Origin of the sequence: Streptomyces sp. NBC_00385, assembly GCF_035917155.1 — a bacterium.
Classification (GTDB): Bacteria; Actinomycetota; Actinomycetes; order Streptomycetales; family Streptomycetaceae; genus Streptomyces; species Streptomyces poriferorum.
The window spans coordinates 6166402-6187851 of record NZ_CP107951.1 but is presented as its reverse complement, the minus strand read 5'-3'; the positions used below and the strand labels follow the sequence as shown (position 1 = coordinate 6187851).

Here is a 21450-nt window from a genome sequence, read left to right as displayed (position 1 = left end):
CGGCTCCGGAAAGCACCGAGGGGGTGTGGCGACGGACGACTCGGCGGCTCAACCGCACGGCCGCCACCGCCGCCCCGCCGAAGGTGGCAGCAGGGCGGCCTGACCGCCCAGGAATTCCAACGAGGGATACGAGGGAGAGGAGGGCCCCCGCAGCCGGCCGGCTGCGGGGGCCCTCCTCTGCGCGCGTCCCGCCCGCGGTCAGCCGCGCTTGAGGCCCAGCACCTCCGCCGCCGCGAACGTCTCGTTCGGCGGCCGGTCCTCGTAGTACGGGGAGAGCAGCTCGTCCAGTTCCTCGAAGGAGAACGCCTCCTTCGCCGCGTCGAACTTGGCCGCCACCTTGGGGCGTTCGACGACCGCGACCATCCCGCCGTGCACGACGAGCAGTTGCCCGTTCACCTTGGCGGCCGCCGGGGAGGCCAGATAGCCGACGAGCGGCGAGACATGCTCGGGTGCGAGCGCGTCGAGCCGTCCGTCCTGCGGTTCCTCGAACCCCGCGAAGACGTCCTCCGTCATCCGGGTCCGGGCGCGCGGGCAGATGGCGTTGGCGGTGACGCCGTACTTGGCCAGCGCCAGCGCGGTGGAGGTGGTCAGCCCGACGATGCCGCCCTTGGCCGCCGCGTAGTTGGGCTGGCCCGCCGAACCGGCCAGGAAGGCCTCCGACGAGGTGTTGACGATCCGGCCGTAGACCGGGCCGCCGGCCTCCTTGGACCTCGACCGCCAGTGGGCGGCGGCGAAGTGCGTGGTGTTGAAGTGGCCCTTGAGGTGCACCCGCATGACCGAGTCCCACTCGTCCTCGGTCATCGAGAAGATCATCCGGTCGCGCAGGATGCCCGCGTTGTTGACCAGGATGTCGAGCCGGCCGTACGTCTCGACGGCCAGCGCCACCAGGGCGCGGGCCTGTTCGTGGTCGGAGACGTCGCCGAGGTGCGCGACCGCCCGGCCGCCGCCGGCCCGGATCTCCTCGGCGACCTCCTCGGCGGGTGCGGCGGACGCCTCGCCCGAACCGTCGCGGCCCGGCTGCCCGTAGTCGTTGACGACGACGGCCGCACCCAGCCGCGCCAGTTCCAGCGCTTCGGCCCGTCCCAGGCCGCGGCCCGCTCCGGTGACGATCGCGGACAGTCCGTCCAGGGGAAGTGACATCGGTTCTCGGGGTCCTCTCGGGAGGGGGCGGGGCGATGCTGCGGGGCGTCAGAGTTCGATGCAGGTACGCAGCGACTCGCCGGTCCGCATCTGGTCGAGGGCGTCGTTGATGCCGTCGAGCCGTACCCGGTGGGTGATCATCGACTCCAGGTCGATACGCCCGGCCCGCCAGAGCGCGATGGCCCGCTCGTACGACCGGAGCACGTCGCCGCCCCCGTACATGGAGGGCAGGATCCGCTTCTCGTCGAAGAACAGCTCGAACATGTTGACCTGGAAGTTGTCGTCCATGGCGCCCGCGCCGACGATGCAGAGGGTGCCGCCGCGCCGGGTCTGCTCGTACGCGGTGCGGGCCGTGGCGGACTTGCCGACGACCTCGAAGACGTAGTCGAAGCCCTCGCCCGCGGTGATCCGCTGCTTGGCGTCGGCGAACTCGTCGGGCGAGACCGCCTCCGTCGCGCCGAACCGCAGCGCCGCCTCGCGGCGGGAGGCCACCGGATCCACCGCGACGATCTGGGCGGCGCCCTGCACCCTGGCGCCCTGGATGGTGGAGATGCCCACGCCGCCGCAGCCGATCACGGCGACCGACGAACCGGCCTCCACCTGAGCGGTGTTGATGGCGGCACCGAGGCCGGTGGTGACCCCGCAGCCGATCAGCGCGGCGATCTCGAACGGCACGTCGTCCGGGATCGGCACCGCGCAGCCCGCGCCGACGACGACCTCCTCCGTGAAGGTGCCGGTGCCGGCGAAGCCGAAGACATCACCGCCCGGACGCTTGAAGTTGGGGGTGCCCGCGTTCATGAAGCCGGCGAGGCACAGGTGGGTCTGACCGCGCTTGCAGGACGGACAGGCACCGCAGGCCGGCAGCCAGCAGACCAGCACGCGGTCCCCCACGCCCAGCCCGGTCACCCCGTCACCGACGTCGATGACCTCACCGGCGCCCTCGTGGCCGGGTATGAAGGGGGCGGGCTGCGGCAGCACCCCGCTCATCGCGGAGATGTCGGAGTGGCACAGCCCGGTGGCCCGGACCCGCAGCTTCACCTTGCCGGGGCCGAAGCCCACCGCCTCGACGTCGTCGAGTACTTCGAGTTTGTCCTGGCCTATCTCGTGCAGTACGGCTGCGCGCATGGTGCGGCTCCCCTCACGGGCCTGTGGTGCTCTTGGATTCGGTTCGGATTCGGGTTCAGGAATGCTCGACGAAGGTGTCCCCCAGGACCACGGCGTTGTCCCGTTCCGCGGCCCTCACCTCGACGCGTACCTGGTTCGGCGCGGTCCACATCTCGATGCGGAGGGTCTCGCCGGGGAAGACGACCCCGGTGAACCGGGTGCGGTAGGAGCGGATCCGGGTCGCGTCGCCGCCGAGCACCGTGTCGGTGACGGCCTTGAGCGTCATTCCGTAGGTGCACAGACCGTGCAGGATCGGCCGGTCGAAGCCGGCCAGTGCGGCGAACTCGGGGTCGGCGTGGAGCGGGTTCCAGTCCCCGGAGAGGCGGTAGAGCAGCGCCTGGTCGGGGCGGACCGGCCGCTCCACCATGCGGTCACCGGCGATGGCGGGATGGACCCCGCGCCCTGAGGGTCCGCGCTCACCGCCGAAACCGCCCTCGCCGCGCACGAAGATCTCGGAGTCGCTGGTCCACAGCGGGCCGTCCTCGTCGGCGGCGTCGGTACGCAGCACCAGCACGGCCGCCTTGCCCTTGTCGTACACCGCGGCCACCTTCGAGGCCGTCACGGCGCTGCCCTTCGCCGGGAGCGGCCGGTGCACCCGAACGCTCTGGCCCCCGTGCAGCACGGCCGCGAGGTCGACGTCTATACCGGGCATGGCGAGGCCGCCGGCCATGGCCGTGCCGGCGCCCGCGACCGTGGCGAAGGAGGGCAGGACCTGGAGCCGCGACTCCAGCGTGTAGCTCAGCTCACCGGGGTCGACGGCGGGGTCGGCCAGATCGGGGCGGGCACCCGCCCCGATCCCCAGGTGGTAGAGCTGGACGTCCTTGTGGTCCCAGCTGATGTGGCTGGTCCTGGGTTCGGCAGCGAGAGCTTTTTCGGCATCAATGGGCATGGGGAAGCTGCTCCTCGACGGTGAAAGACCTCGGTGCGGCCGTCCGCACCGTCGGCCGCACCGAGGTCGTGCGGGGACCGGTGACCACGCCCGTTCTAGAACGCGTTCTAGCCGGTTGGCCCTATGTATAACGCAGCGCCCAGCACTTGTGAAGACTGCTGACGTCTCGTCAGATCACTTCGGTGGCGGCCCTTTCGCCCCTGTCGCGGCAATGACATTTGTCATCGCGGAGTGCGTACATGAGCCTCTGCCGCGACGGATCCGGGCTCCGTAGCGTCGTATGCATGACGAAGACAACGGGGAACGGGGCCGCGGTGGTCTTCACCGGGGCGGTGAAGACCTTCGGCAGGGCCGGACAGCGGGTGCGGGCGGTGGACGGGATCGGGCTGACCGTCGAGCGGGGCGAGACCGTCGCCCTGCTCGGGCGCAACGGCGCGGGAAAGTCCACCGCGATCAGCCTGCTGCTCGGACTGAACGAGCCGGACGCCGGCACGGTGCGGGTGCTGGGCCGCACGCCCGACCAGGCCGTACGGGCGGGCCTGGTCGGAGCCATGCTCCAGGACGGGCGGCCCATCCAGCGGGTGACCGTCCGCGAGCTCATCACGTTCGTCGCCTCCACCTACCCGAAGCCGCTGCCGGTCACCGAGGCGCTGGCCCTGGCGGGCGTGACGGAGTATGCGAACCGGCGGATCGACAAGCTCTCCGGCGGTCAGATCCAGCGGGTCCGGTTCGCCGTCGCGCTGGCCGGGAATCCGGAGCTGATCGTGCTGGACGAGCCGACCGCAGCCCTGGACGTGGAGGGGCGCCACGCGTTCTGGGAGTCCATGCGGGCCTATGCCCGGCGCGGCAACACCGTGCTCTTCTCCACCCACTACCTGGAGGAGGCCGACGAGAACGCCGACCGGATCGTCGTCGTCGACCGCGGCCGGATCGTCGCGGACGGCAGCGGTGAGGCCATCAAGGCCGCAGCCGGCCACAGCCAGGTCTCCTTCGATCTGGCGGGCCGCTCCACCGAGGGCCTGGACCTGCTGCCCGGTGTCGTGACGGTCGAGGTGACCGGCGACCGGGCGGTGCTGCACACGGACGACTCGGACGCCACCGTGGTGGAACTCGCCCGGCTCGGTCTGGTCCGCGGTCTCCAGGTGTCCCTGGCGACGCTGGAGGCCGCCTTCCTCTCCCTCACCGCGCCGGCCGTCGGCGCCCCCCGGCCCGAGAAGGAGACCGTCTGATGTACCGCTACATCGTTCTCGAAACCCGCCGCACCCTGCGCGACGGCACCTTCCTGATCTTCGGCACCGGAATGCCCGTGATGATGTACCTGATCTTCACGAACATCGGCGGAGGTGACGGGGTCGACGGCTGGAAGACCGCCTCGATGGTCGGCATGGCCGCGTACGGAGCACTCGGCTCCGCCATGTCGATCGGTACGGGTGTCGCCTCCGACAAGTCCCTGGGCTGGCTCCAGCAGTTGCGGATCACCCCGCTGTCCCCCACGCACGCGGTCGTGGGCCGGGCGATCAGCGGTTCGGTGACCGTGCTGCCGACGATCCTGACGGTACTGCTGGCCGGCGGTCTGCTGAACGGCGTACGGCTGGCCGCCTGGCAGTGGGCCGCCCTGGTCCTGCTGCTGTGGATCGGCGCCCTGCCCTTCACCCTGCTCGGCCTGGGCAACGGCTTCCGCCTCACCCCTCAGGGCACCGGAGTCGTCAACGTCGCGTGCCTGATGGGCTTCGGAGTCGTCGGCGGGCTGTGGTTCCCGCTGGAACTGCTTCCGGAGTTGCTGCGCTCCGTCGGCAGGTTCACCCCCGCCAACCGGTTCGCCGACCTGGGCTGGGCGGCCACGGACGGTCATGCGCCCGGCGCGACGACGGTCGGTGTACTCGCGGGGTGGCTCCTGCTGTTCGGCACGTACGCCGTGATCTCGTACCGTCGGTCCGCGAGGACCGTGTGACGGGAGTGAACATGTCCAGGAATGGAAGAGCGGCCCGGAAGGAACGGCGCCGGCTGCGGAAGGAGGGGCGCCGCCCCGGCCCGCCGGGACCGTACGCCCTGCTGCCCTGGCTGCTGATGGGCCTGGGTTCCTTCTCCAACCTCTTCCAGGGCGAGACGCCCAACCCGTGGATCGGCGGGATCGGGCTGCTCGCCTTCAACTCCCTCTACATCTCCGTGGTGTTCCGGGGCTTCGTCAAGGAGAAGCGCGAGAGCCCGCTGTCGTACGTCCTGCTGGGCGTGATGGCCGTCATCACCTTCGGGCTGGCGATCGGTTACGGCGGCAGCTGGCTGCTCTTCTTCCCGCTGCTCTCGCTGGCGTGCGGCACCATCCTGCGCCACCGCTGGCTCGTCGCCGGTCTGCTCGGCCTTGCCGTGGCGGCCTGCCTGATCGCGGTGTGGCGCGACGACAGCACGTCGGCACCCTGGACCCTGGGCTACGGGACGTTCATCTCGGGTGCGGTGACAGCCGCGATCCTCACCCTTTCGGAGACGGTGATGGAACTGCGCTCCACCCGGCAGGAACTGGCCCGCACCGCCGTCGAGAAGGAGCGGCTGCGCTTCTCCCGCGATCTGCACGACCTGCTGGGCCACACGCTCTCGGTGATCGTCGTCAAGTCGGAGGCGGCGCGCAGGCTCGCGCCGCGCGACATGGACGCGGCGCTCTCCCAGGTCGCCGACATCGAGTCCGTCGGCCGGCAGGCGCTCACCGAGATCCGCGAGGCGGTCACGGGCTACCGCGAGGGCAGCCTGGCCACCGAGCTCGACCGGGCGAGGTCCGCGCTGACCGCCGCCGGGATCGAACCCTCGGTCCGCCGCTCGGGCCCCCCGCTCGCACCGCAGACGGAGGCGCTGCTGGGCTGGGTGGTGAGGGAGGCCGTCACCAACGTCGTCCGCCACTCCACCGCGACCACCTGCGCGTTCGTCGTCGAGGGCACCTCCGGCCGGGTCCGCCTCACGGTCACCGACGACGGCCGGACCCCGGCCGCCCCGCCCACCCCGGCCGCCCCGCCCACCCCGGGCGTCGGCGGCACCGGGCTGAAGGGCCTCACCGAACGCCTCGCGGTGGCCGGCGGCTCCCTGGAGGCGGGCCCCGGACCGACGGGCGGCTTCGTGGTCACGGCGGAGCTTCCGGCGGACGCGCCGGAAGAAGCGGGCGGCGACGCGGGTGCCGCCCCTACCCTGTCCCCGTGAACGAGATGCCGCAGGATCACCGGCCGACCAAGTCCGTACGGGTACTGCTCGCCGAGGACCAGGGCATGATGCGCGGCGCGCTCGCCCTGCTGCTCGGGCTGGAACCCGATATCGAGGTGGTCGCCCAGGTGGGCGCGGGCGACGAGATCGTGCCCGCCGCGCTGACGTCGCGGCCCGATGTGGCACTCCTGGACATCGAGCTCCCGGGCCGCAGCGGGCTGGACGCGGCCGCCGATCTGCGGGAGGAGGTGCCGGACTGCCGGGTGCTGATCCTCACCACCTTCGGCCGGCCCGGGTATCTGCGGCGCGCGATGGAGGCGGGGGCGGCGGGGTTCCTGGTGAAGGACGGGCCGGTGGAGGAGCTCGCGTCGGCGATCCGGCGGGTGCTGACCGGAGAGACCGTCATCGACCCGGCCCTGGCCGCCGCCGCGCTGAGCGCCGGCCCGAGCCCGCTGACCGCGCGGGAGCGGGACGCGCTGGTCGCCTCGGTGGACGGGGCGACGGTCGCCGACATCGCGCTGAAGCTGCACCTGTCGGAGTCGACCGTCCGCAACTACCTGTCCGCCGCGATCGGGAAGACGGGCACCCGCAACCGGATGGAGGCGGTCCGGGCGGCCCGGCAGCAGGGGTGGCTCTGAGGACCGTGGATGGCCCTCAGCGCTTCGCCGCCCCGTGGCGCGGCAGCCAGAGGGCCATCAGCAGCAGTCCGCCGAGCAGCACCCCGCCCGCCGTCCGGAAGGCCAACGCGTAACCGGCCGTGAGTTCCACCGGGTCCGTGGAGCCGTCCGTGCGGGCCGCGGCGACCGTGGAGAGCACGGCCAGGCCGAGGGCGCCGCCCATCGTGCGGGAGGTGTTGACGAGGCCGGAGACCAGGCCCGCCTCGCCGGGGGCCGCGCCCGAGGTGGCGAGGGTGGCGAGCGGGGTGGCCGCGAGGCCCGTGCCGGCCATCATCAGGACCCCGGGCAGACAGACCGCGGTGAGGTACGAGCCGTCGGCCGTCATCGTCGACTGCCAGCCGAAGCCCGCGGCGGCCATCGCCGTGCCGATCAGGGCCAGGTTCTTCGCGCCGGTGCGCGCCATCAGCCGCGGCGCGCACTTGGAGCCGACCACGATCGCCACCGAGGTGGGCATCAGGGCGAGTCCGGCCTCCAGCGCGGAGTACCCCAGCACGTTCTGCGCGTACACCGTCATGAAGTACCACATGGAGAACGTGGCCGAGCCGATCACGAGCATCGCCACGTTCGCCGACGCCACCGCGCGCGCCGCCAGCACCCGCAAGGGCATCAGCGGCTTCGCCGTCCGGGACTCCACCAGGACGAACAGCGCGAGCAGCGCCAGTCCGCCCAGCAGCGGCACCAGGGTCGCCGCGGCCGTCCAGCCCGACTCCTCGGTCTGCACGATGCCGTACGCGACCGAGGCCAGGCCCGCCGTGACGAGTACCGCGCCCAGGAAGTCGATCCGGCCGCGCTCGCCGGCCCGGCCCTCGGCGAGGCGGAGCGCGGCACCGATCAGGACGAGCACCCCGACGGGCACGTTGATGAGCAGGACCCACCGCCAGGACAGGGTGTCCGTGAGCACCCCGCCGATCAGTCCGCCGGCCGCACCGCCGCCCGCGCCGACGGCCATCCAGGTGCCGATGGCCCTGGTTCTGGCGGGCCCTTCGGGGACGGCGGCGGTGAGCAGGGTGAGGGTGGCGGGGGCCAGCACGGCCGCGCCGAGCCCCTGGGCGGCCCGGGCGGCGAGCAACTGCCAGCCCTCCTGGGCGAGTCCGCCGGCGAGGGAGGCCGCCGTGAACAGGCCGAGGCCGACGAGGAACATCCGCTTGCGGCCGTAGAGGTCGGCGGCCCGGCCGCCGAGCAGCATGAATCCGGCGAAGGCGATCGAGTACGCGTTGAGCACCCACTGCAGGCCCGCGGTGCTCAGCCCCAGATCGGCGCGCATGGACGGGAGGGCCACGTTGACGACGGACACGTCGAGCACGACGAGGAACTGCCCCGTGCAGGCGGCGAGCACGACCGCCCACGTACGGGTCCGGGTACCGCTGCCACGGCGTGTGGGCGTCGAGACGTCAACCATGGACGTCATACTCGCAGCCGCCCTGCGCCCCGTACATCGGTTTCCGGACCCTGCAGGACCGGGACCATCGGCGTAGGACCCGCGCCCCACCGGCAGCTCAGCGCCTCAGCAGGGTCACCACCGCCGCGCCGCCCAGTCCGATGTTGTGGGCGAGGCCGGTCCGGGCGTCCGGCACCTGACGGGGTCCGGCCTCTCCCCGCAGCTGCCAGGTGAGTTCGGCGGCCTGGGCGATTCCGGTGGCGCCGAGCGGATGGCCCTTGGAGATCAGCCCGCCCGACGGGTTGACCACCCAGCGGCCGCCGTGGGTGGTGGCGCCGGACTCGACGAGCGCCCCGGACTCGCCCTCGCCGCACAGCCCCAGCGCCTCGTAGGTGAGCAGTTCGTTGATGGAGAAGCAGTCGTGGAGCTCGATGACGTCGAGGTCGTCGGCGCCGATGCCCGCGGTCTCGTACACCTGCCGTGCCGCCTCCCGCGACATGGGAAGTCCGACCGCGTCGATGCAGGTCCCAGAGGCGAAGGAGGCCTCGGTGTCGGTCGTCATGGCCTGGGCGGCGATCTCGACGGCCCGGTCGCCGAGGCCGTGCTGCTCGACGAAGCGCTCGGAGACGACGACGGCCGCCGCCGCCCCGTCGGAGGTCGGGGAGCACTGGAGCCGGGTGAGCGGGCGGTGGATGGGCTTGGCGGCCAGCACCTCGTCGACCGTGTACGGGTCCTGGAACTGGGCGTACGGGTTGCCGGCCGAGTGGCGGTGGTTCTTGGCGGCGACCGCGGCGAGCTGGGCCTCCGTGGTGCCGTACCGCTCCATGTGCTCCCGGGCGGCGTTGCCGAAGATCTGCGCGGTGGGCGGGGTCATCTCGAAGCCGTGGGCGGCGGCCATGATGCCGTAGTGCCGGGCGACCGGGGATGTCTTGAAGTCGCCCGCGCCACCGTCGGATCCGCCGCCGCCGAGCGATCCTCGTGCCATCTTCTCGAAGCCGAGCGCCAGTACGCAGTCGCTGGCGCCGCCCTCGACGAACTGGCGGGCCATCATCAGGGCGGTGGAGCCGGTGGCGCAGTTGTTGTTGACGTTGTAGACCGGTATGCCGGTCAGGCCGAGTTCGTAGACGGCGCGCTGCCCGGCGGTGGAGGCCTGGAAGCAGTAGCCGACGGCTGCCTGCTGAATGTCCTCGTACGCGACGGAGGCATCGGAGAGCGCCGCGGTGCCGGCCTCCTTGACCATGTCCCAGTACTGCCAGTCGCGGGTCTCGGGCTTCTCGAACTTCGTCATGCCGACGCCGACGATGTAGGCCTTCATGATCGTTTCCTCTCAGTCCCGCGGGAGGCCGAGGATGCGCTCGGCGACGACGTTGAGCTGAACCTGGGTGGTGCCGCCCGCGATGGTGAGGCAGCGGGACATCAGGAAGCCGTGCACCGCCCGCTCCCCCGCTCCTTCGCACACCGCCCCGTCGGGTCCGAGGAGTTCGAGGGCGAGTTCGGCGACCTTCTGCTGGTGGACGGTCTGGACAAGTTTGCGTACGGAGGCTCCCGCGCCCGGTTCCAGTCCCGAGACCTGCTGGAGCGTGGTGCGCAGCGTGATGCAGGCCAGGGCGTGCGCCTCGGCGGCCAGTGCCCCGATCCGGGCCCGGCAGGCGCCGTCGAGTCCTTCGGCGCGGCCGATCAGGGCTTCCAGGCCGGTGTCGAAGGCCACCTGGTCGGCCATGTGGACGCGTTCGTTGCCCAGGGTGTTGCGGGCGACCTGCCAGCCGCCGCCCGCCTCGCCGACGAGGGCGTCCTCGGGCAGCAGGACGTCGTCGAAGTACACCTCGTTGAAGAGGGAGTCGCCGGTGATCTCCTTCAGCGGGCGGATGTCGATGCCTTCGGTGTTCTTCATGTCCACGAGGAAGTAGCCGAGCCCCTGGTGCTTGGGCGCGTCCGGGTCGGTCCTGGCGAGCAGGATCCCGTGGTCGGCCCACTGGGCGGCGCTCGTCCACACCTTCTGGCCGTTGATCCGCCAGCCCTCGGCGGTCCGTTCGGCGCGGGTCCGCAGTGCGGCGAGGTCGGAGCCGGCGCCTGGTTCGGAGAACAGCTGGCACCACAGGAGTTCGCCGCGCAGCGTGGGCAGGAGGTAGCGGTCCTGCTGCTCGGCGGTCCCGTGTGCGATGAGGGAGGGCACCACCCAGGTGGCGATGCCCAGGTCACTCAGCTTGACGCCCTGTTCCCGCAACTCCTGCTGGACGGCCAGCTGTTGTACGGGACCGGCGCCCAGCCCGTGGGGTGCGGGCAGGTGCGGGGCCGCGTAACCGGTGGGGGCGAGGGCACGGCGGGCCGCTCTCGGGTCGAGGCCGCGGGCGGCGGCGACGGCGTCGTGGGCCGCCGAGCGGTGCGCGGCGGCCTGTGGCGGCAGTTCCAGGGTGAGTTCGCGGCGCGCACCGCCGGTGGCCAGCCGGACGGCGCGCTGCCGGTGGCCGTCCCCGGCGCCCAGCAGCTGCCGCGCCACCACCGCGCGGCGCAGATACAGATGGGCGTCGTGCTCCCAGGTGAAGCCGATGCCGCCGAGGATCTGGATGGCGTCCTTGGCGCAGCCGTACGCGGCGTCCAGGGCGGTCGCGGCGGCGAGCGCGGCGGTCAGGCCGCGCGTTTCCTCCGGTTCACCGGCTGCCCGGGCCGCGTCCCAGGCCAGGGCACGGGCCTGTTCCACACGCACGAGCATGTCGGCGCACAGATGCTTGACGCCCTGGAACCGCCCGATGGGGCGGCCGAACTGTTCGCGGACCTTGGCGTGCTCGGTGGCCGTGTCCAGACAGCGGGCGGCGGTGCCACAGGCCTCGGCGGCGAGGAGGACGGCCGCGAGGTCGCGGACGAGCGCGGAGTCGGTGCGCAGGGCGCGTGCGGCGGGGACCAGGACCCCGTCGGCACGGACCGCGGCGGTGGGCCGGGTGGGGTCGGCGCTGCGGTGCGGGCGCACGGTGAGGCCCTGCGTTGCGGCGTCGACGGCGAACCAGCGCGGGCCGGTGGCCGAGGCGGCGGGCAGCAGGAGCAGGTCGGCCTCGGCGCCGGAGAGCACCGGCGGCAGCTCACCGTCCAGGAGGTGGCCGTCCTCGCGCTCGACGGCGGTGAGTGTGCCGGGGCCGAGCGCGACGGCCCCGACGCGTGTGCCGTCCGCCAGGTCGCGCACCAGCCCACCCGCGCCCGAGGCGTGCGGGACGGCTTCGCGCAGGACGGCCTCGTGCAGGACGGCCGAGGCGAGGGCGCTCGCCAGGTACGGCCCCGGCAGTGCGGCACGGCCCGCCTCTTCGAGGACGACCGCCAGATCGAGGAGGTCGCCGCCCCCGCCCCCGTACGCCTCGGGCAGATGGATGCCGAGCAGCCCCTGCTCCGCGAGACCCTCCCAGTGGGCGGGGCGTCCGCCGGGGGCTTCCACGTCCAGGAGCTTGCGGACTTCTGCGGGCGGTACGGCGCGTGCCAGCCACCCCCGCACGGCCTGCGCGAGCTCCCTGTGTTCTTCGGTGATTCCGATGCCCATGCGGATCCTCGCCGGTCGCAGCCACTGGAACGGCGCAAGAGTAGAACACGTTCCAATCTGACGGAAGGTCAGATGGGCACCGATTCGGACCGGGCCGGAATCCGGGCGGACCGCCTTGACCTGTTCTTGCCCAATTCACCGGAATACCTCGGACGTGCGGAAGGTTGCACCGTGCACGCACTTGGCGGTCAGCGCTGTCCGCCGCAGGGACCGCGCTCCCGCCCCCATCCCTCCCCTTCCGCTGCCCGGAGGCCGCACGCATGCCACGAACGACGTATGAACAGCCCGCCGCGGAGCTCCCTGATCCACGGACATCGAAGGCGGGCCGCGGGATCGTCCCCGTGCTCGCCTTCGCGGGCATCACCGTCGCGGTGATGCAGACCCTGCTCGTCCCTGTCATCAAGGACCTGCCCGTCCTCCTGCACACCGACCCGTCCAACGCCACCTGGGTGATGACCGCCACCCTGCTCGCCGGAGCCGTCGCCACCCCGATCATGGGGCGGCTCGGGGACCTCAACGGCAAGCGGAGGATGCTGCTGGCCAGCCTCGCCGTGATGGTGGTCGGCTCGCTGATATGCGCGTTCACCGACGACCTCGTGATCATGATCGTGGGCCGTGCGCTCCAGGGCTTCGCCATGGGCGCCATCCCGCTGGGCATCGGCATCATGCGGGACGAGCTGCCCCGCGAGAAGCTCGGCTCGGCGATGGCCCTGATGAGTTCCTCGATCGGAGTGGGCGGCGGACTCGCGCTGCCCGCCGCCGCGCTGGTCGCCCAGCACGCCGACTGGCACACCCTCTTCTTCGGCTCGGCCGGTCTCGGCGTCCTGGCCATGGGCCTGACCGTGCTCGCGGTGCCGGAGACCTCGCTGCGCGCTCCCGGGCGGTTCGACGTCACGGGCGCGCTCGGTCTCTCGCTCGGCCTGGTCCTCCTGCTGCTGCCGATCACCAAGGGCAGCGACTGGGGCTGGACCTCGGGCACCACGCTCGGCCTGATCGCCGCCGCCCTGGTGGTCCTCGTGCTCTGGGGCGTCTTCGAGCTGCGGAGCGAAGCACCCCTGGTCGACCTGCGGACCACGGCCCGGCGCGAGGTGCTGCTCACCAACCTCGCCTCGATCATGGTCGGGGTCGCCTTCTACGCCGTCTCGCTGGTCCTTCCGCAGCTGCTCCAGCTGCCGACCTCGACCGGTTACGGGCTCGGCCAGTCCATGGTGGTCGCCGGCCTGTGCGTGGCCCCGCTCGGCCTGACGATGATGTTCGTCGCCCCGGTGTACGCGCGGATCTCCGCCCGGTACGGCCCCAAGACGACCCTGATGCTCGGCATGCTGGTCATCGCGGTCGGCTACGGGGCCGGGCTCGGCCTGATGTCCGCCGCCTGGCAGACCATCGTGATCGCGGTCCTGCTCGGGGCCGGTATCGGACTCGCGTACTCCTCGCTGCCCGCCCTGATCATCGGGGCGGTCGACGCCTCGGAGACGGGTGCGGCCAACGGTCTGAACACCCTGATGCGCTCGATCGGCACCTCGGTGTCGAGCGCGGTCATCGGCATGGTGCTGGCGAACACCTCGGTGCGCATGGGGCCGGTCTCGGTGCCCAGCATGGAGGGGTTCCGGACCTCGTTCATGATCGCTACGGGAGCGGTGCTGGTCGGTCTCGTCCTGGCGGCTTTCCTGCCGTCACCGCGGAAGACCTCCGCGCCGGTGCTGCTGGCGAGCAGCGCGGCCGACGACGCCGCGCGCGAGGCCGGGACCCCGCTCCCCGCCGTCCCGCACCCGTTCGCCGGCTCCGACGGATTCCGCGGCCGGGTACTGGAGGCGGACGGCACGCCGGTGGCCGGTGCCAACGTCACCCTGATCGACCGGCACGGCCGGCAGGCCGGGCTGACCACCACGGACGCACAGGGCCGCTACGCGCTCGCCGCGCCGGGCAGCGGCAGCTTCGTCCTGGCCGGATCCGCCGCCGGATACGCGCCGCGGGCCCGGCCCGCGTCGTACCCGGCGGACGGGCCGGAGGACGAGACCGATCTGGTGCTGACGCTCAGCGCACCGGAGCGTCGAACCGCGCTGCGGTCGTGAGCAGATGAGAGACGTCCGCCCCCACCGGGAGCTCCTGCGGCTGCGCGCCGCGGGTGAACAGCCGGGCGGGGCGGGCGCCCTGGACCCGGGCCTGGCGCCCGTCGACCCGCAGCCATGAGCCCTCGCGCAGACCGAGCACGGGGACGTCGTTCTCCTCCAGGAACTCGCTGAGCCGCTCCTCGCGGGTCTCGCCCTTGTGGGTGCTGGCCGGGTCCGGGTCCAGGTAGTGCGGGTTGATCTGGAACGGGACGAGGCCGAGCGTCTCGAAGGACGGCGGCTGCACGATGGGCATGTCGTTGGTCGTACGGAGGGTGGGCGCCGCCATGTTCGTCCCCGCGCTGGCACCCATGTACGGGAGCCCCTCGCGCACCGCCTCGGTGACGGCGTCCCGCAGACCGGTCCGGTAGAGCGCGCTCAGCAGCCGGAACGAGTTGCCGCCGCCGATGAACACAGCGTCGGACGCGGCGAGTTCGGCGACCGGGTCGGCGTTCTCGTGGACACCGCGGACGCTGATTCCGGCGGGTTCGAGGGCGTCCCGGACGCGTGCGGTGTACGTGGTGTAGTCGGCGAGCGCGTAGGGCACGAAGGCCAGCCGGGCGCCGGCGGGCAAGAAGGCGGCCACCGTGTCGAGGGCGTGTTCCAGGTAACCGCGGCCGTGCTGGGTGGAGTTGGAGAGCAGGAGCAGATTCACGGGGTTCCTCTTGGGGTTCTCTTCGGGTCAGGTGGTGCGGGGGCCGGGGCTGCTCCCGGGTCAGGCGGCCCGGGTCCGGCGGGCCTTGGGCTTCGGGCGCTGCGGCGGGTGGGTCAGGCGCTTCTCCAGCAGGTCGGCGGCCTGCCGCAGCGCGTCGAGACGGTTCTCCGGCGCCCCGTCGAACCGCTCCTTCGCGCCGCCCAGACTGAGGCTTCCGTACGGTTCGCGTCCGAGGAAGACCGGCACGGCGACGGTCGCGATGCCGGCGTCGTACTCGCCGACCGTCCAGGCGTACCCCTGGGCGCGGACCTTCAGGAGCTCCTGCTCCAGCAGGTCCGGATCGGTGACGGTCCGGTCGGTGAACCGGGCCATCGGGCGGCCCCGGAAGAGCCGGTGGCGCTGTTCGTCCGGCAGGTAGGCGTAGAAGGACTTGGCTGTAGCCCCGGCGTGCGCCGGGTAGAGCTCACCGACCAGCGGGTAGTAGCGCAGCGGCCCGGCCTCGCCCTCCTCGGCGGCCACGCACCGCATGTGGAAGCTGTCCGGCAGACAGAACAGCACGGTGTCGCCGGTGACCCGGCGCAGCTCCTCCAGGACCGGCCCGGCCAGCAGCTCCAGCGATCCGGAACGCTCCCAGAGCCGCCCCAGGCGCAGTACGGCGGGGCCGATGCGGTAGCGGCGGGTGGCCGGGTCGGAGACCAGGAAGCCGCGCCCCGCGAGGGTGGCGAGCAGCCGCTGGGCCACCGAGGTGTCCCAGCCGAACTCCTCGGCGACCTCGGTGACGCCCCAGTCGGGCCGGGTGCGCTCGAACGCGAGCAGCACGAGGAGCGCCCGGTCGACGGTTTGCAGGGCGCCGGCGGGGGTGCGCCGGTCCAGATCGAAGTCCGCCATGTGATCTCACCATTCAGACCTGAGTTGCAGATAACGGGAAATGGTTGCGCTCAACGCTATCCGATCCCGACTCTGCTCTCAGCACCCCGTCCGGCGTCCCACTCCCTGCCGGGCGCCGGACGGGTGTGATGGATGCGCGAGAAAGGCCCCCCATGTTGAAGTACGTACTGGACGTCGTCGATCTCCTCGACGATCCCCAGGCCAGTGGCAAGACGGTCGTCGAGTACCTCGACTCCGTGGCTGGGGCCGAGGGCTCGTCCGCGGAGGTCACCACGGTCGCCGGTGAGCGGGGTTCGACGGACTTCGTGATGGTCCGCGTCCCCGGCTCCCGGGGACGTACGGCCGGAGGCACCGCCCGCACCCTGGGCGTCGTCGGCCGGCTCGGCGGCATCGGCGCCCGGCCCGAGGTGACCGGCATGGTCTCCGACGCCGACGGCGCCGTCTCGGCCGTCGCCACCGCCGCCAAGCTGCTCGACATGCGCCGCCGCGGCGATGTGCTGCCCGGCGATGTGATCGTCGCCACCCACATCTGCCCGAACGCGCCGACCGAGCCGCACGACCCGGTGCCGTTCATGGGCTCGCCCGTGGACATCGCCACCATGAACCGGCACGAGGTGACGGACGAGATGGAGGCCGTGCTCTCCATCGACACCACCAAGGGCAACCGGATCATCAACCACAGGGGCCTCGCCCTGTCGCCCACCGTCAAGGAGGGCTGGGTGCTCCGCGTCAGCGAGCAGCTGGGCGAGCTGCTGGCCGTGGTGACCGGTGAGCCGTTGGTCACGTACCCCGTGACCACCCAGGACATCACCCCGTACGGTAATGGGGCACACCACATCAATTCGATCCTCCAGCCCTCCACCGCGACGGCCGCCCCCGTCATCGGTCTGGCCATCACCTCGGCCGCCGCGGTGCCGGGCTGCGGTACCGGCGCGAGTCACGAGAGCGACATCGCATCCGCCGCCCGCTACGCCGTGGAGGTCGCCAAGGCCTACGGCGGCGGCCACCTGGACTTCCACGACGCGGTGGAGTTCGACAACCTCGTCAATCGCTACGGGTCGCTGGCTCACCTGCAGACCTTCGGCCGCACCTCCCAGGAGTCCTGATGGCAGCCGCCCCGCAGGCCGACGCCGTGGTCCAGGAGACCAAGAGCATCGGCAGCGACGACTACTCGCTCTCGCGCGTCCCGCGCGACAAGCGGTTCGGCTTCTGGTCCATGCTGCTCCAGTGGCTGGCCCAGTCCGGTTCGATCTCACAGTTCACACTCGGCGCCACCATCGGCGTCGGCATGACCTTCGGCGACGCCTTCCTCGCCTTCACGCTCGGCGCGGTGATCCTGGAGGTCGTGATCTTCGCGATCGGCCTGGCCGGCATGCGCGAAGGTCTCGCGACCCCGATGCTGACCCGCTGGGTGGGCTTCGGCCGCAACGGCTCCGCCCTGGTCAGCTTCGTCATCGCGGTCAGCCTCGTCGGCTGGTTCGGCGTCCAGAACACGATCTTCGGCAACAGCGTCTCGGCGCTGGTCGGCGGACCGTCCTGGATGTGGTGCGTGTTCGCCGGGATCGCCATCACCGCCCTGGTGATCTTCGGCTTCAAGTACATGGCGAACTTCGCGAAGGTCGTCACCCCGCTCTTCTTCGCGATGGTCGCCTGGTCCGTCATCACCACGCTCAACGACCACTCGTTCAGCGACCTGATCCACTCGCCGCCGCCCGGCCAGACGATCCCGCTGGCCGTCGCCGCCACCGCCATCGCGGGCGGCTACATGACGGGCGCCATCGTCTCCCCGGAGATGACCCGCTACAACAAGCGCGGCTCGCACGTCTTCCTGCAGAGCGCCTCGTCGATGATCCTCTCCGAGTACATCGTCGGCCTGACCGGTGTGCTGCTCGGCCACCTGGTCAAGAGCAACGAGGTCTCGCACATCGTGCTCTCCACCTCCGGCGCCTTCGGCGTGATCGTGGTCCTGATGTCCACCGCCAAGATCAACGACTGGAACCTGTACGGCTCCTCGCTCGGTGTCGTCAACTTCTTCCAGGTCGTCTTCGGCAAGCGCGTCCACCGCGGCGCGGTCACGATCGTCCTCGGCATCGCGGGCACGCTCCTGTCCGCGGTCGGGATCATGACCCACTTCACCGAGTTCCTCACGATCCTCGGCGTCGCCATCCCGCCGATCGGCGGCATCATCGTGGCCGAGTACTGGGTCGTGAAGAAGATGCGCAAGCCGCTGGACGACACCCGGGAGTCCGAGACCCTCCCGAAGACCTCGCCGACCTGGGTCCCGATGTCGATCGTCATCTGGGTCGCGGCCTTCTGCGTCGGCAAGTTCTACGACGGCGGCATCCCGGCCCTGAACTCGCTGGCCACCGCCTTCGTCCTGTACAGCGTCCTCGGCCTGCTGGGCTGGGTGAGGCCGTACGGCACCTCCACCCTGGACGACGAGGGCGACGGCGACGCAGCCCCCACCGCCCGCACCACCACCTCCGTGGGAGCAGCATGAGCACCGTCCCCGACCCCGCCGCACCCCTGGTCCCCGCCTCCGACGAGGCCCAGGCCGAGGTCGTCGACCTCTGCGCCGAGCTGATCCGCTTCGACACCTCCAACCCGACGAGCAACGAGCGCGCGAGCGCCGAGTGGGTGGTGGGCCGCCTCGCCGAGGTGGGCATCGCGTCCGAGCTGATCGAGTCCGCCCCCGGGCGGGCCAGCGTCATCGCCCGGATCGCGGGCCGCGATCCCGAGCGCGGCGCCCTCATGGTCCACGGTCATCTGGACGTGGTCCCGGCGGACGCCTCCGAGTGGCAGGTGCCGCCGTTCTCCGGCGAGATCCGGGACGGCTACCTCTGGGGCCGCGGCGCGATCGACATGAAGGACACGGTGGCCGTCATGCTGGCCACCGCCCGTCACTTCGCCCGTACCGGTACGCGGCCCTCCCGGGACCTCGTCCTGGCCTTCCTCGCCGACGAGGAGGCGGGCGGCAAGTTCGGCGCCCACTGGCTGGTCGAGCACCGCCCGGAACTGTTCGCCGGGGTCACCGAGGCGATCGGGGAGGGCGGCGGGTTCTCCTTCGCCCTCGACGACACCCGTCGCCTCTACCCGATCGAGAACGCCCAGCGCGGCATGGCCTGGATGGAGCTCACCGCGACCGGCCGGGCCGGCCACGGCTCGTCCCCCAACGACGAGAACGCGGTCACCGACCTCGCCGAGTCGCTGACCCGGATCGGCCGCGAGACCTTCCCGATCCGGCTGATCGAGCCGGTCCGCGCGCTGCTGGAGGAGGCCGCCCGCCTCTACGGCGTCGAGTTCGACGAGAACGACATCGAGGGCAGCCTCGCGAAGCTCGGCCCGGTCTCCGACTTCATGCAGGTGGTGCTCCGCAACTCGGCGAACCCCACCATGTTCAACGCCGGCTACCAGACCAACGTGATCCCCGGGAAGGCGACCGCCCGCGTCGACGGCCGCTTCCTGCCCGGCCACGAGCAGGAGCTGATCGACACCATCGACAAGCTGCTGCTCCCCTCGGTCAGCCGGGAGTGGGTCAACCACGACATCGCGATGGAGACCACGTTCGACGGCCCGCTCGTCGACGCCATGTGCGACGCGGTACGCGCCGAGGACCCGGACGGCCACCCCGTGCCGTACTGCAACCCCGGCGGCACGGACGCCAAGGCCTTCACGCACCTGGGCATCCGCTGCTTCGGCTTCAAGGGCCTGAAGCTCCCGCACGACCTGGACTACGGTCGGCTCTTCCACGGCGTGGACGAGCGGGTCCCGCTGGAGGGACTGCGCTTCGGCGTCCGCGTCATGACCCGGCTCTGGCAGAGCTGCTGAACCGTCCTGCGTAGCCGCACACCCCCGCCGACCGCGTCGGCGGGGGTGTGCGGCACGATGGGGCGCCGTCGAATCGCCCCGTCCCACCAGGAGGAACCCGTGGCCGCCGAGCCCAAGCCGGAGATTCTCGCCGCGTTCCAGGCCGCCAAGGGCTTCATGCCGGTGGTCGAGGGACTCGCGCTGTACGCCGCCGCCACCGAGGCGGCCGCACTCGGTCTGCCGCTGCTGGAGGTGGGCACGTACTGCGGGCGCTCCACGATCCTGCTCGCCGACGCGGCGCGTGCGGCGGGCGTGACGGCGCTCACCGTCGACCATCACCGGGGCAGCGAGGAGCAACAGCCCGGCTGGGAGTACCACGACCCGACGGTGGTGGACCCCGAGGTGGGCCGGATGGACACGCTGCCCACGTTCCGCCGGACGCTGCACGCGGCCGGTCTGGAGGACCACGTGGTGGCGCTGGTCGGACGTTCCCCGCAGGTGGCGGCCGTCTGGGGCGGCCGGCTCGGCCTCGTCTTCATCGACGGCGGTCACACCGACGAGCACGCGAACGGCGACTACGAGGGCTGGGCGCCGCATGTCGCCGAAGGCGGGCTGCTGGTGATCCACGACGTGTTCCCGGACCCGGCGCACGGCGGCCAGGCCCCGTACCGGGTATATCTGCGGGCGCTGGCCTCGGGGGCGTTCACCGAGATCTCCGTCACGGACTCGCTGCGGGTCCTGCGGCGTACCGGCACGGGAATCTGAGCGCCCCGCGCACCGCGACGGCCCCCCGGAAACCACCCGCCAGAACGGCGTACCGGCACGGGAATCCGAGCGCTCCGGACAGCGTGCGGGCTCCCGGATAGCATCGCCGGGTGCGTCACGACGAGAGTGTTCCCCCCACCCCCCGCCGCCCGAAGCCGGCCGCCGCGGCGGCGCTGACCGTGCTGTGCCTGGGCATCGGCGTCTCCGGCTGCGGTGGCGACAGCGGCGCGCAGGCGCAGCCGGGGAAGGGCGGCGCCCCAGCCCCGTCCTCGGCGGCCGCGTCCGCACCGGTGACGGCCTCCCCGGCGCGGACGAGCCCGGCCCCGTCGAAGAAGCCCGCCTCGCACTCTCCCTCCCCCTCCGCACCGGCGACCGCTTCCGGGCCGCTGTCCGGGAAGACGGTCGTCATCGACCCGGGCCACAACCCCGACAACCACCTGCACACCGCCGAGATCAACCGGCAGGTGGACATCGGCACCACGCACAAGGAATGCGACACCACCGGCACCTCGACCAACTCCGGTTACGCGGAAGCCCGGTTCACGCTCGACGTCTCGCACCGGCTGCGGACCCTGCTCCAGGCGCAGGGCGCGAAGGTGATCCTGACGTACGACGGCGACCGGGCGTTCGGGCCCTGTGTCGACGAGCGGGCCCGGATCGGCAACAAGGCCGGGGCGGACGCCGTCGTCTCCGTCCACGCGGACGGCTCTGCGGTGGGGAACCGCGGCTTCCATGTGATTCTCCCCGCATCCGTGCGCGGCGGCGGCGCGGACACCTCGAAGATCGTGGGTCCCTCGCGCGATCTGGGCACCCGGATCGCCGGACTCTTCGTGCGCGCTACCGGAAGTGCGCCTTCCAATTACATCGGCGGCAATACCGGTCTGGACACCCGCAAGGATCTGGGCGGCCTCAATTTGTCGACCGTGCCCAAAGTCTTCATCGAATGCGGCAATATGCGTGATCCGAAGGACGCCGCCCTGCTCACCAGCGCGGGCTGGCGTCAGAAGGCTGCCCAGGGCATCGCGGACGGCATCAGCAGCTACCTCAACGGGTAGTAAGAGGTGGTTCTGCGATGAATTCGGGAGGATGCCCGCCCAAGGACCGGGCAGGGACACAACCCGCCCGGGCAGACGATAGATTCATCCGTACGATGGGGGGCCGCTCCCGAGCTTCGCGCCGTACCCGCCGTACCGGTGGCAGCGACGACCGCCCCGACGAGACGACCGACTAAGGACCTTCACGTGAATATCCGCTCCCTCACTCGAGGCGATGG

The 21450-nt window shown here is 71.8% G+C and carries 18 protein-coding genes; 10 read left to right on the top strand and 8 right to left on the bottom strand.

What is annotated here, in order from left to right:
* Window positions 1–198: 198 nt before the first annotated feature.
* From OG959_RS27630 to OG959_RS27620, 3 genes are read right to left on the bottom strand one after another with little or no spacing between them, the layout of a single operon-like run.
* Window positions 199–1140, bottom strand: a complete 942-nt coding sequence (locus OG959_RS27630; RefSeq protein ID WP_326662756.1) for a 3-oxoacyl-ACP reductase — start codon at window positions 1138–1140, stop codon at window positions 199–201.
* Window positions 1141–1188: 48 nt separating this feature from the next.
* Complete coding sequence (locus OG959_RS27625; protein WP_219575768.1) at window positions 1189–2265, bottom strand: Zn-dependent alcohol dehydrogenase; 1077 nt, start codon at window positions 2263–2265, stop codon at window positions 1189–1191.
* 55 nt (window positions 2266–2320) lie between these two features.
* Entirely contained in the window at window positions 2321–3193 is an 873-nt protein-coding gene (locus tag OG959_RS27620) for a MaoC/PaaZ C-terminal domain-containing protein (protein ID WP_326662752.1), read from the bottom strand.
* 284 nt (window positions 3194–3477) lie between these two features.
* On the opposite strand from OG959_RS27620, the gene OG959_RS27615 reads away from it, so the two are divergent.
* Genes OG959_RS27615 through OG959_RS27600 form a run of 4 tightly spaced genes read left to right on the top strand, consistent with a single transcriptional unit; the run spans window position 3478 to window position 7014 of the window.
* Complete coding sequence (locus tag OG959_RS27615) at window positions 3478–4422, top strand: ABC transporter ATP-binding protein (protein WP_326662750.1); 945 nt, start codon at window positions 3478–3480, stop codon at window positions 4420–4422.
* Window positions 4422–5144, top strand: coding sequence for an ABC transporter permease (locus OG959_RS27610; protein ID WP_326662748.1), 723 nt, complete (start codon window positions 4422–4424; stop codon window positions 5142–5144). Before OG959_RS27615 ends, OG959_RS27610 begins: the two co-directional genes overlap by 1 nt.
* Before the next feature lie 11 nt (window positions 5145–5155).
* Window positions 5156–6376: a sensor histidine kinase gene (locus tag OG959_RS27605; protein WP_326662746.1), complete on the top strand. Its 1221-nt coding sequence runs from the start codon at window positions 5156–5158 to the stop codon at window positions 6374–6376.
* A gap of 5 nt (window positions 6377–6381) precedes the next feature.
* Complete coding sequence (locus OG959_RS27600) at window positions 6382–7014, top strand: response regulator transcription factor (RefSeq protein WP_326666639.1); 633 nt, start codon at window positions 6382–6384, stop codon at window positions 7012–7014.
* 16 nt (window positions 7015–7030) lie between these two features.
* Here OG959_RS27600 and OG959_RS27595 read toward each other — a convergent pair whose 3' ends face one another.
* The 3 genes from OG959_RS27595 to OG959_RS27585 form a co-directional block, all read right to left on the bottom strand.
* On the bottom strand, window positions 7031–8461 hold the full coding sequence (locus OG959_RS27595) for an MFS transporter (RefSeq protein ID WP_326662744.1): 1431 nt from the start codon (window positions 8459–8461) through the stop codon (window positions 7031–7033).
* A gap of 88 nt (window positions 8462–8549) precedes the next feature.
* A complete protein-coding gene (locus tag OG959_RS27590) occupies window positions 8550–9746 on the bottom strand; it encodes a lipid-transfer protein (protein ID WP_326662742.1) in 1197 nt (398 codons plus the stop codon).
* A gap of 12 nt (window positions 9747–9758) precedes the next feature.
* Complete coding sequence (locus tag OG959_RS27585) at window positions 9759–11954, bottom strand: acyl-CoA dehydrogenase (RefSeq protein ID WP_326662740.1); 2196 nt, start codon at window positions 11952–11954, stop codon at window positions 9759–9761.
* 260 nt (window positions 11955–12214) lie between these two features.
* Between OG959_RS27585 and OG959_RS27580 the strand changes: the two genes are divergently transcribed.
* A complete protein-coding gene (locus OG959_RS27580; RefSeq protein ID WP_326662738.1) occupies window positions 12215–14026 on the top strand; it encodes an MFS transporter in 1812 nt (603 codons plus the stop codon).
* Here OG959_RS27580 and pepE read toward each other — a convergent pair.
* Together pepE and OG959_RS27570 are read right to left on the bottom strand one after the other, a co-directional pair.
* Window positions 13989–14717, bottom strand: coding sequence for a dipeptidase PepE (pepE, locus tag OG959_RS27575; protein WP_326662737.1), 729 nt, complete (start codon window positions 14715–14717; stop codon window positions 13989–13991). The two genes, OG959_RS27580 and pepE, sit on opposite strands and share 38 nt — an antisense overlap.
* Window positions 14718–14777: 60 nt before the next feature.
* Complete coding sequence (locus OG959_RS27570) at window positions 14778–15605, bottom strand: IclR family transcriptional regulator (protein WP_326662735.1); 828 nt, start codon at window positions 15603–15605, stop codon at window positions 14778–14780.
* Window positions 15606–15757: 152 nt separating this feature from the next.
* Between OG959_RS27570 and OG959_RS27565 the strand changes: the two genes are divergently transcribed.
* The 5 genes from OG959_RS27565 (at window position 15758) to OG959_RS27545 (ending at window position 21232) form a co-directional block, all read left to right on the top strand.
* Entirely contained in the window at window positions 15758–16711 is a 954-nt protein-coding gene (locus OG959_RS27565) for a DUF1177 domain-containing protein (RefSeq protein ID WP_326662732.1), read from the top strand.
* The gene (locus OG959_RS27560; RefSeq protein ID WP_326662730.1) at window positions 16711–18105 is read left to right on the top strand and encodes a cytosine permease; all 1395 of its coding nucleotides are present in this window, start codon (window positions 16711–16713) and stop codon (window positions 18103–18105) included. Before OG959_RS27565 ends, OG959_RS27560 begins: the two co-directional genes overlap by 1 nt.
* Window positions 18102–19433: a M20/M25/M40 family metallo-hydrolase gene (locus tag OG959_RS27555; RefSeq protein WP_326662728.1), complete on the top strand. Its 1332-nt coding sequence runs from the start codon at window positions 18102–18104 to the stop codon at window positions 19431–19433. Before OG959_RS27560 ends, OG959_RS27555 begins: the two co-directional genes overlap by 4 nt.
* A 57-nt stretch (window positions 19434–19490) precedes the next feature.
* A complete protein-coding gene (locus OG959_RS27550; protein WP_442805639.1) occupies window positions 19491–20177 on the top strand; it encodes a class I SAM-dependent methyltransferase in 687 nt (228 codons plus the stop codon).
* A gap of 110 nt (window positions 20178–20287) precedes the next feature.
* Window positions 20288–21232, top strand: a complete 945-nt coding sequence (locus OG959_RS27545; RefSeq protein WP_326662725.1) for an N-acetylmuramoyl-L-alanine amidase — start codon at window positions 20288–20290, stop codon at window positions 21230–21232.
* Window positions 21233–21450: the final 218 nt, after the last annotated feature.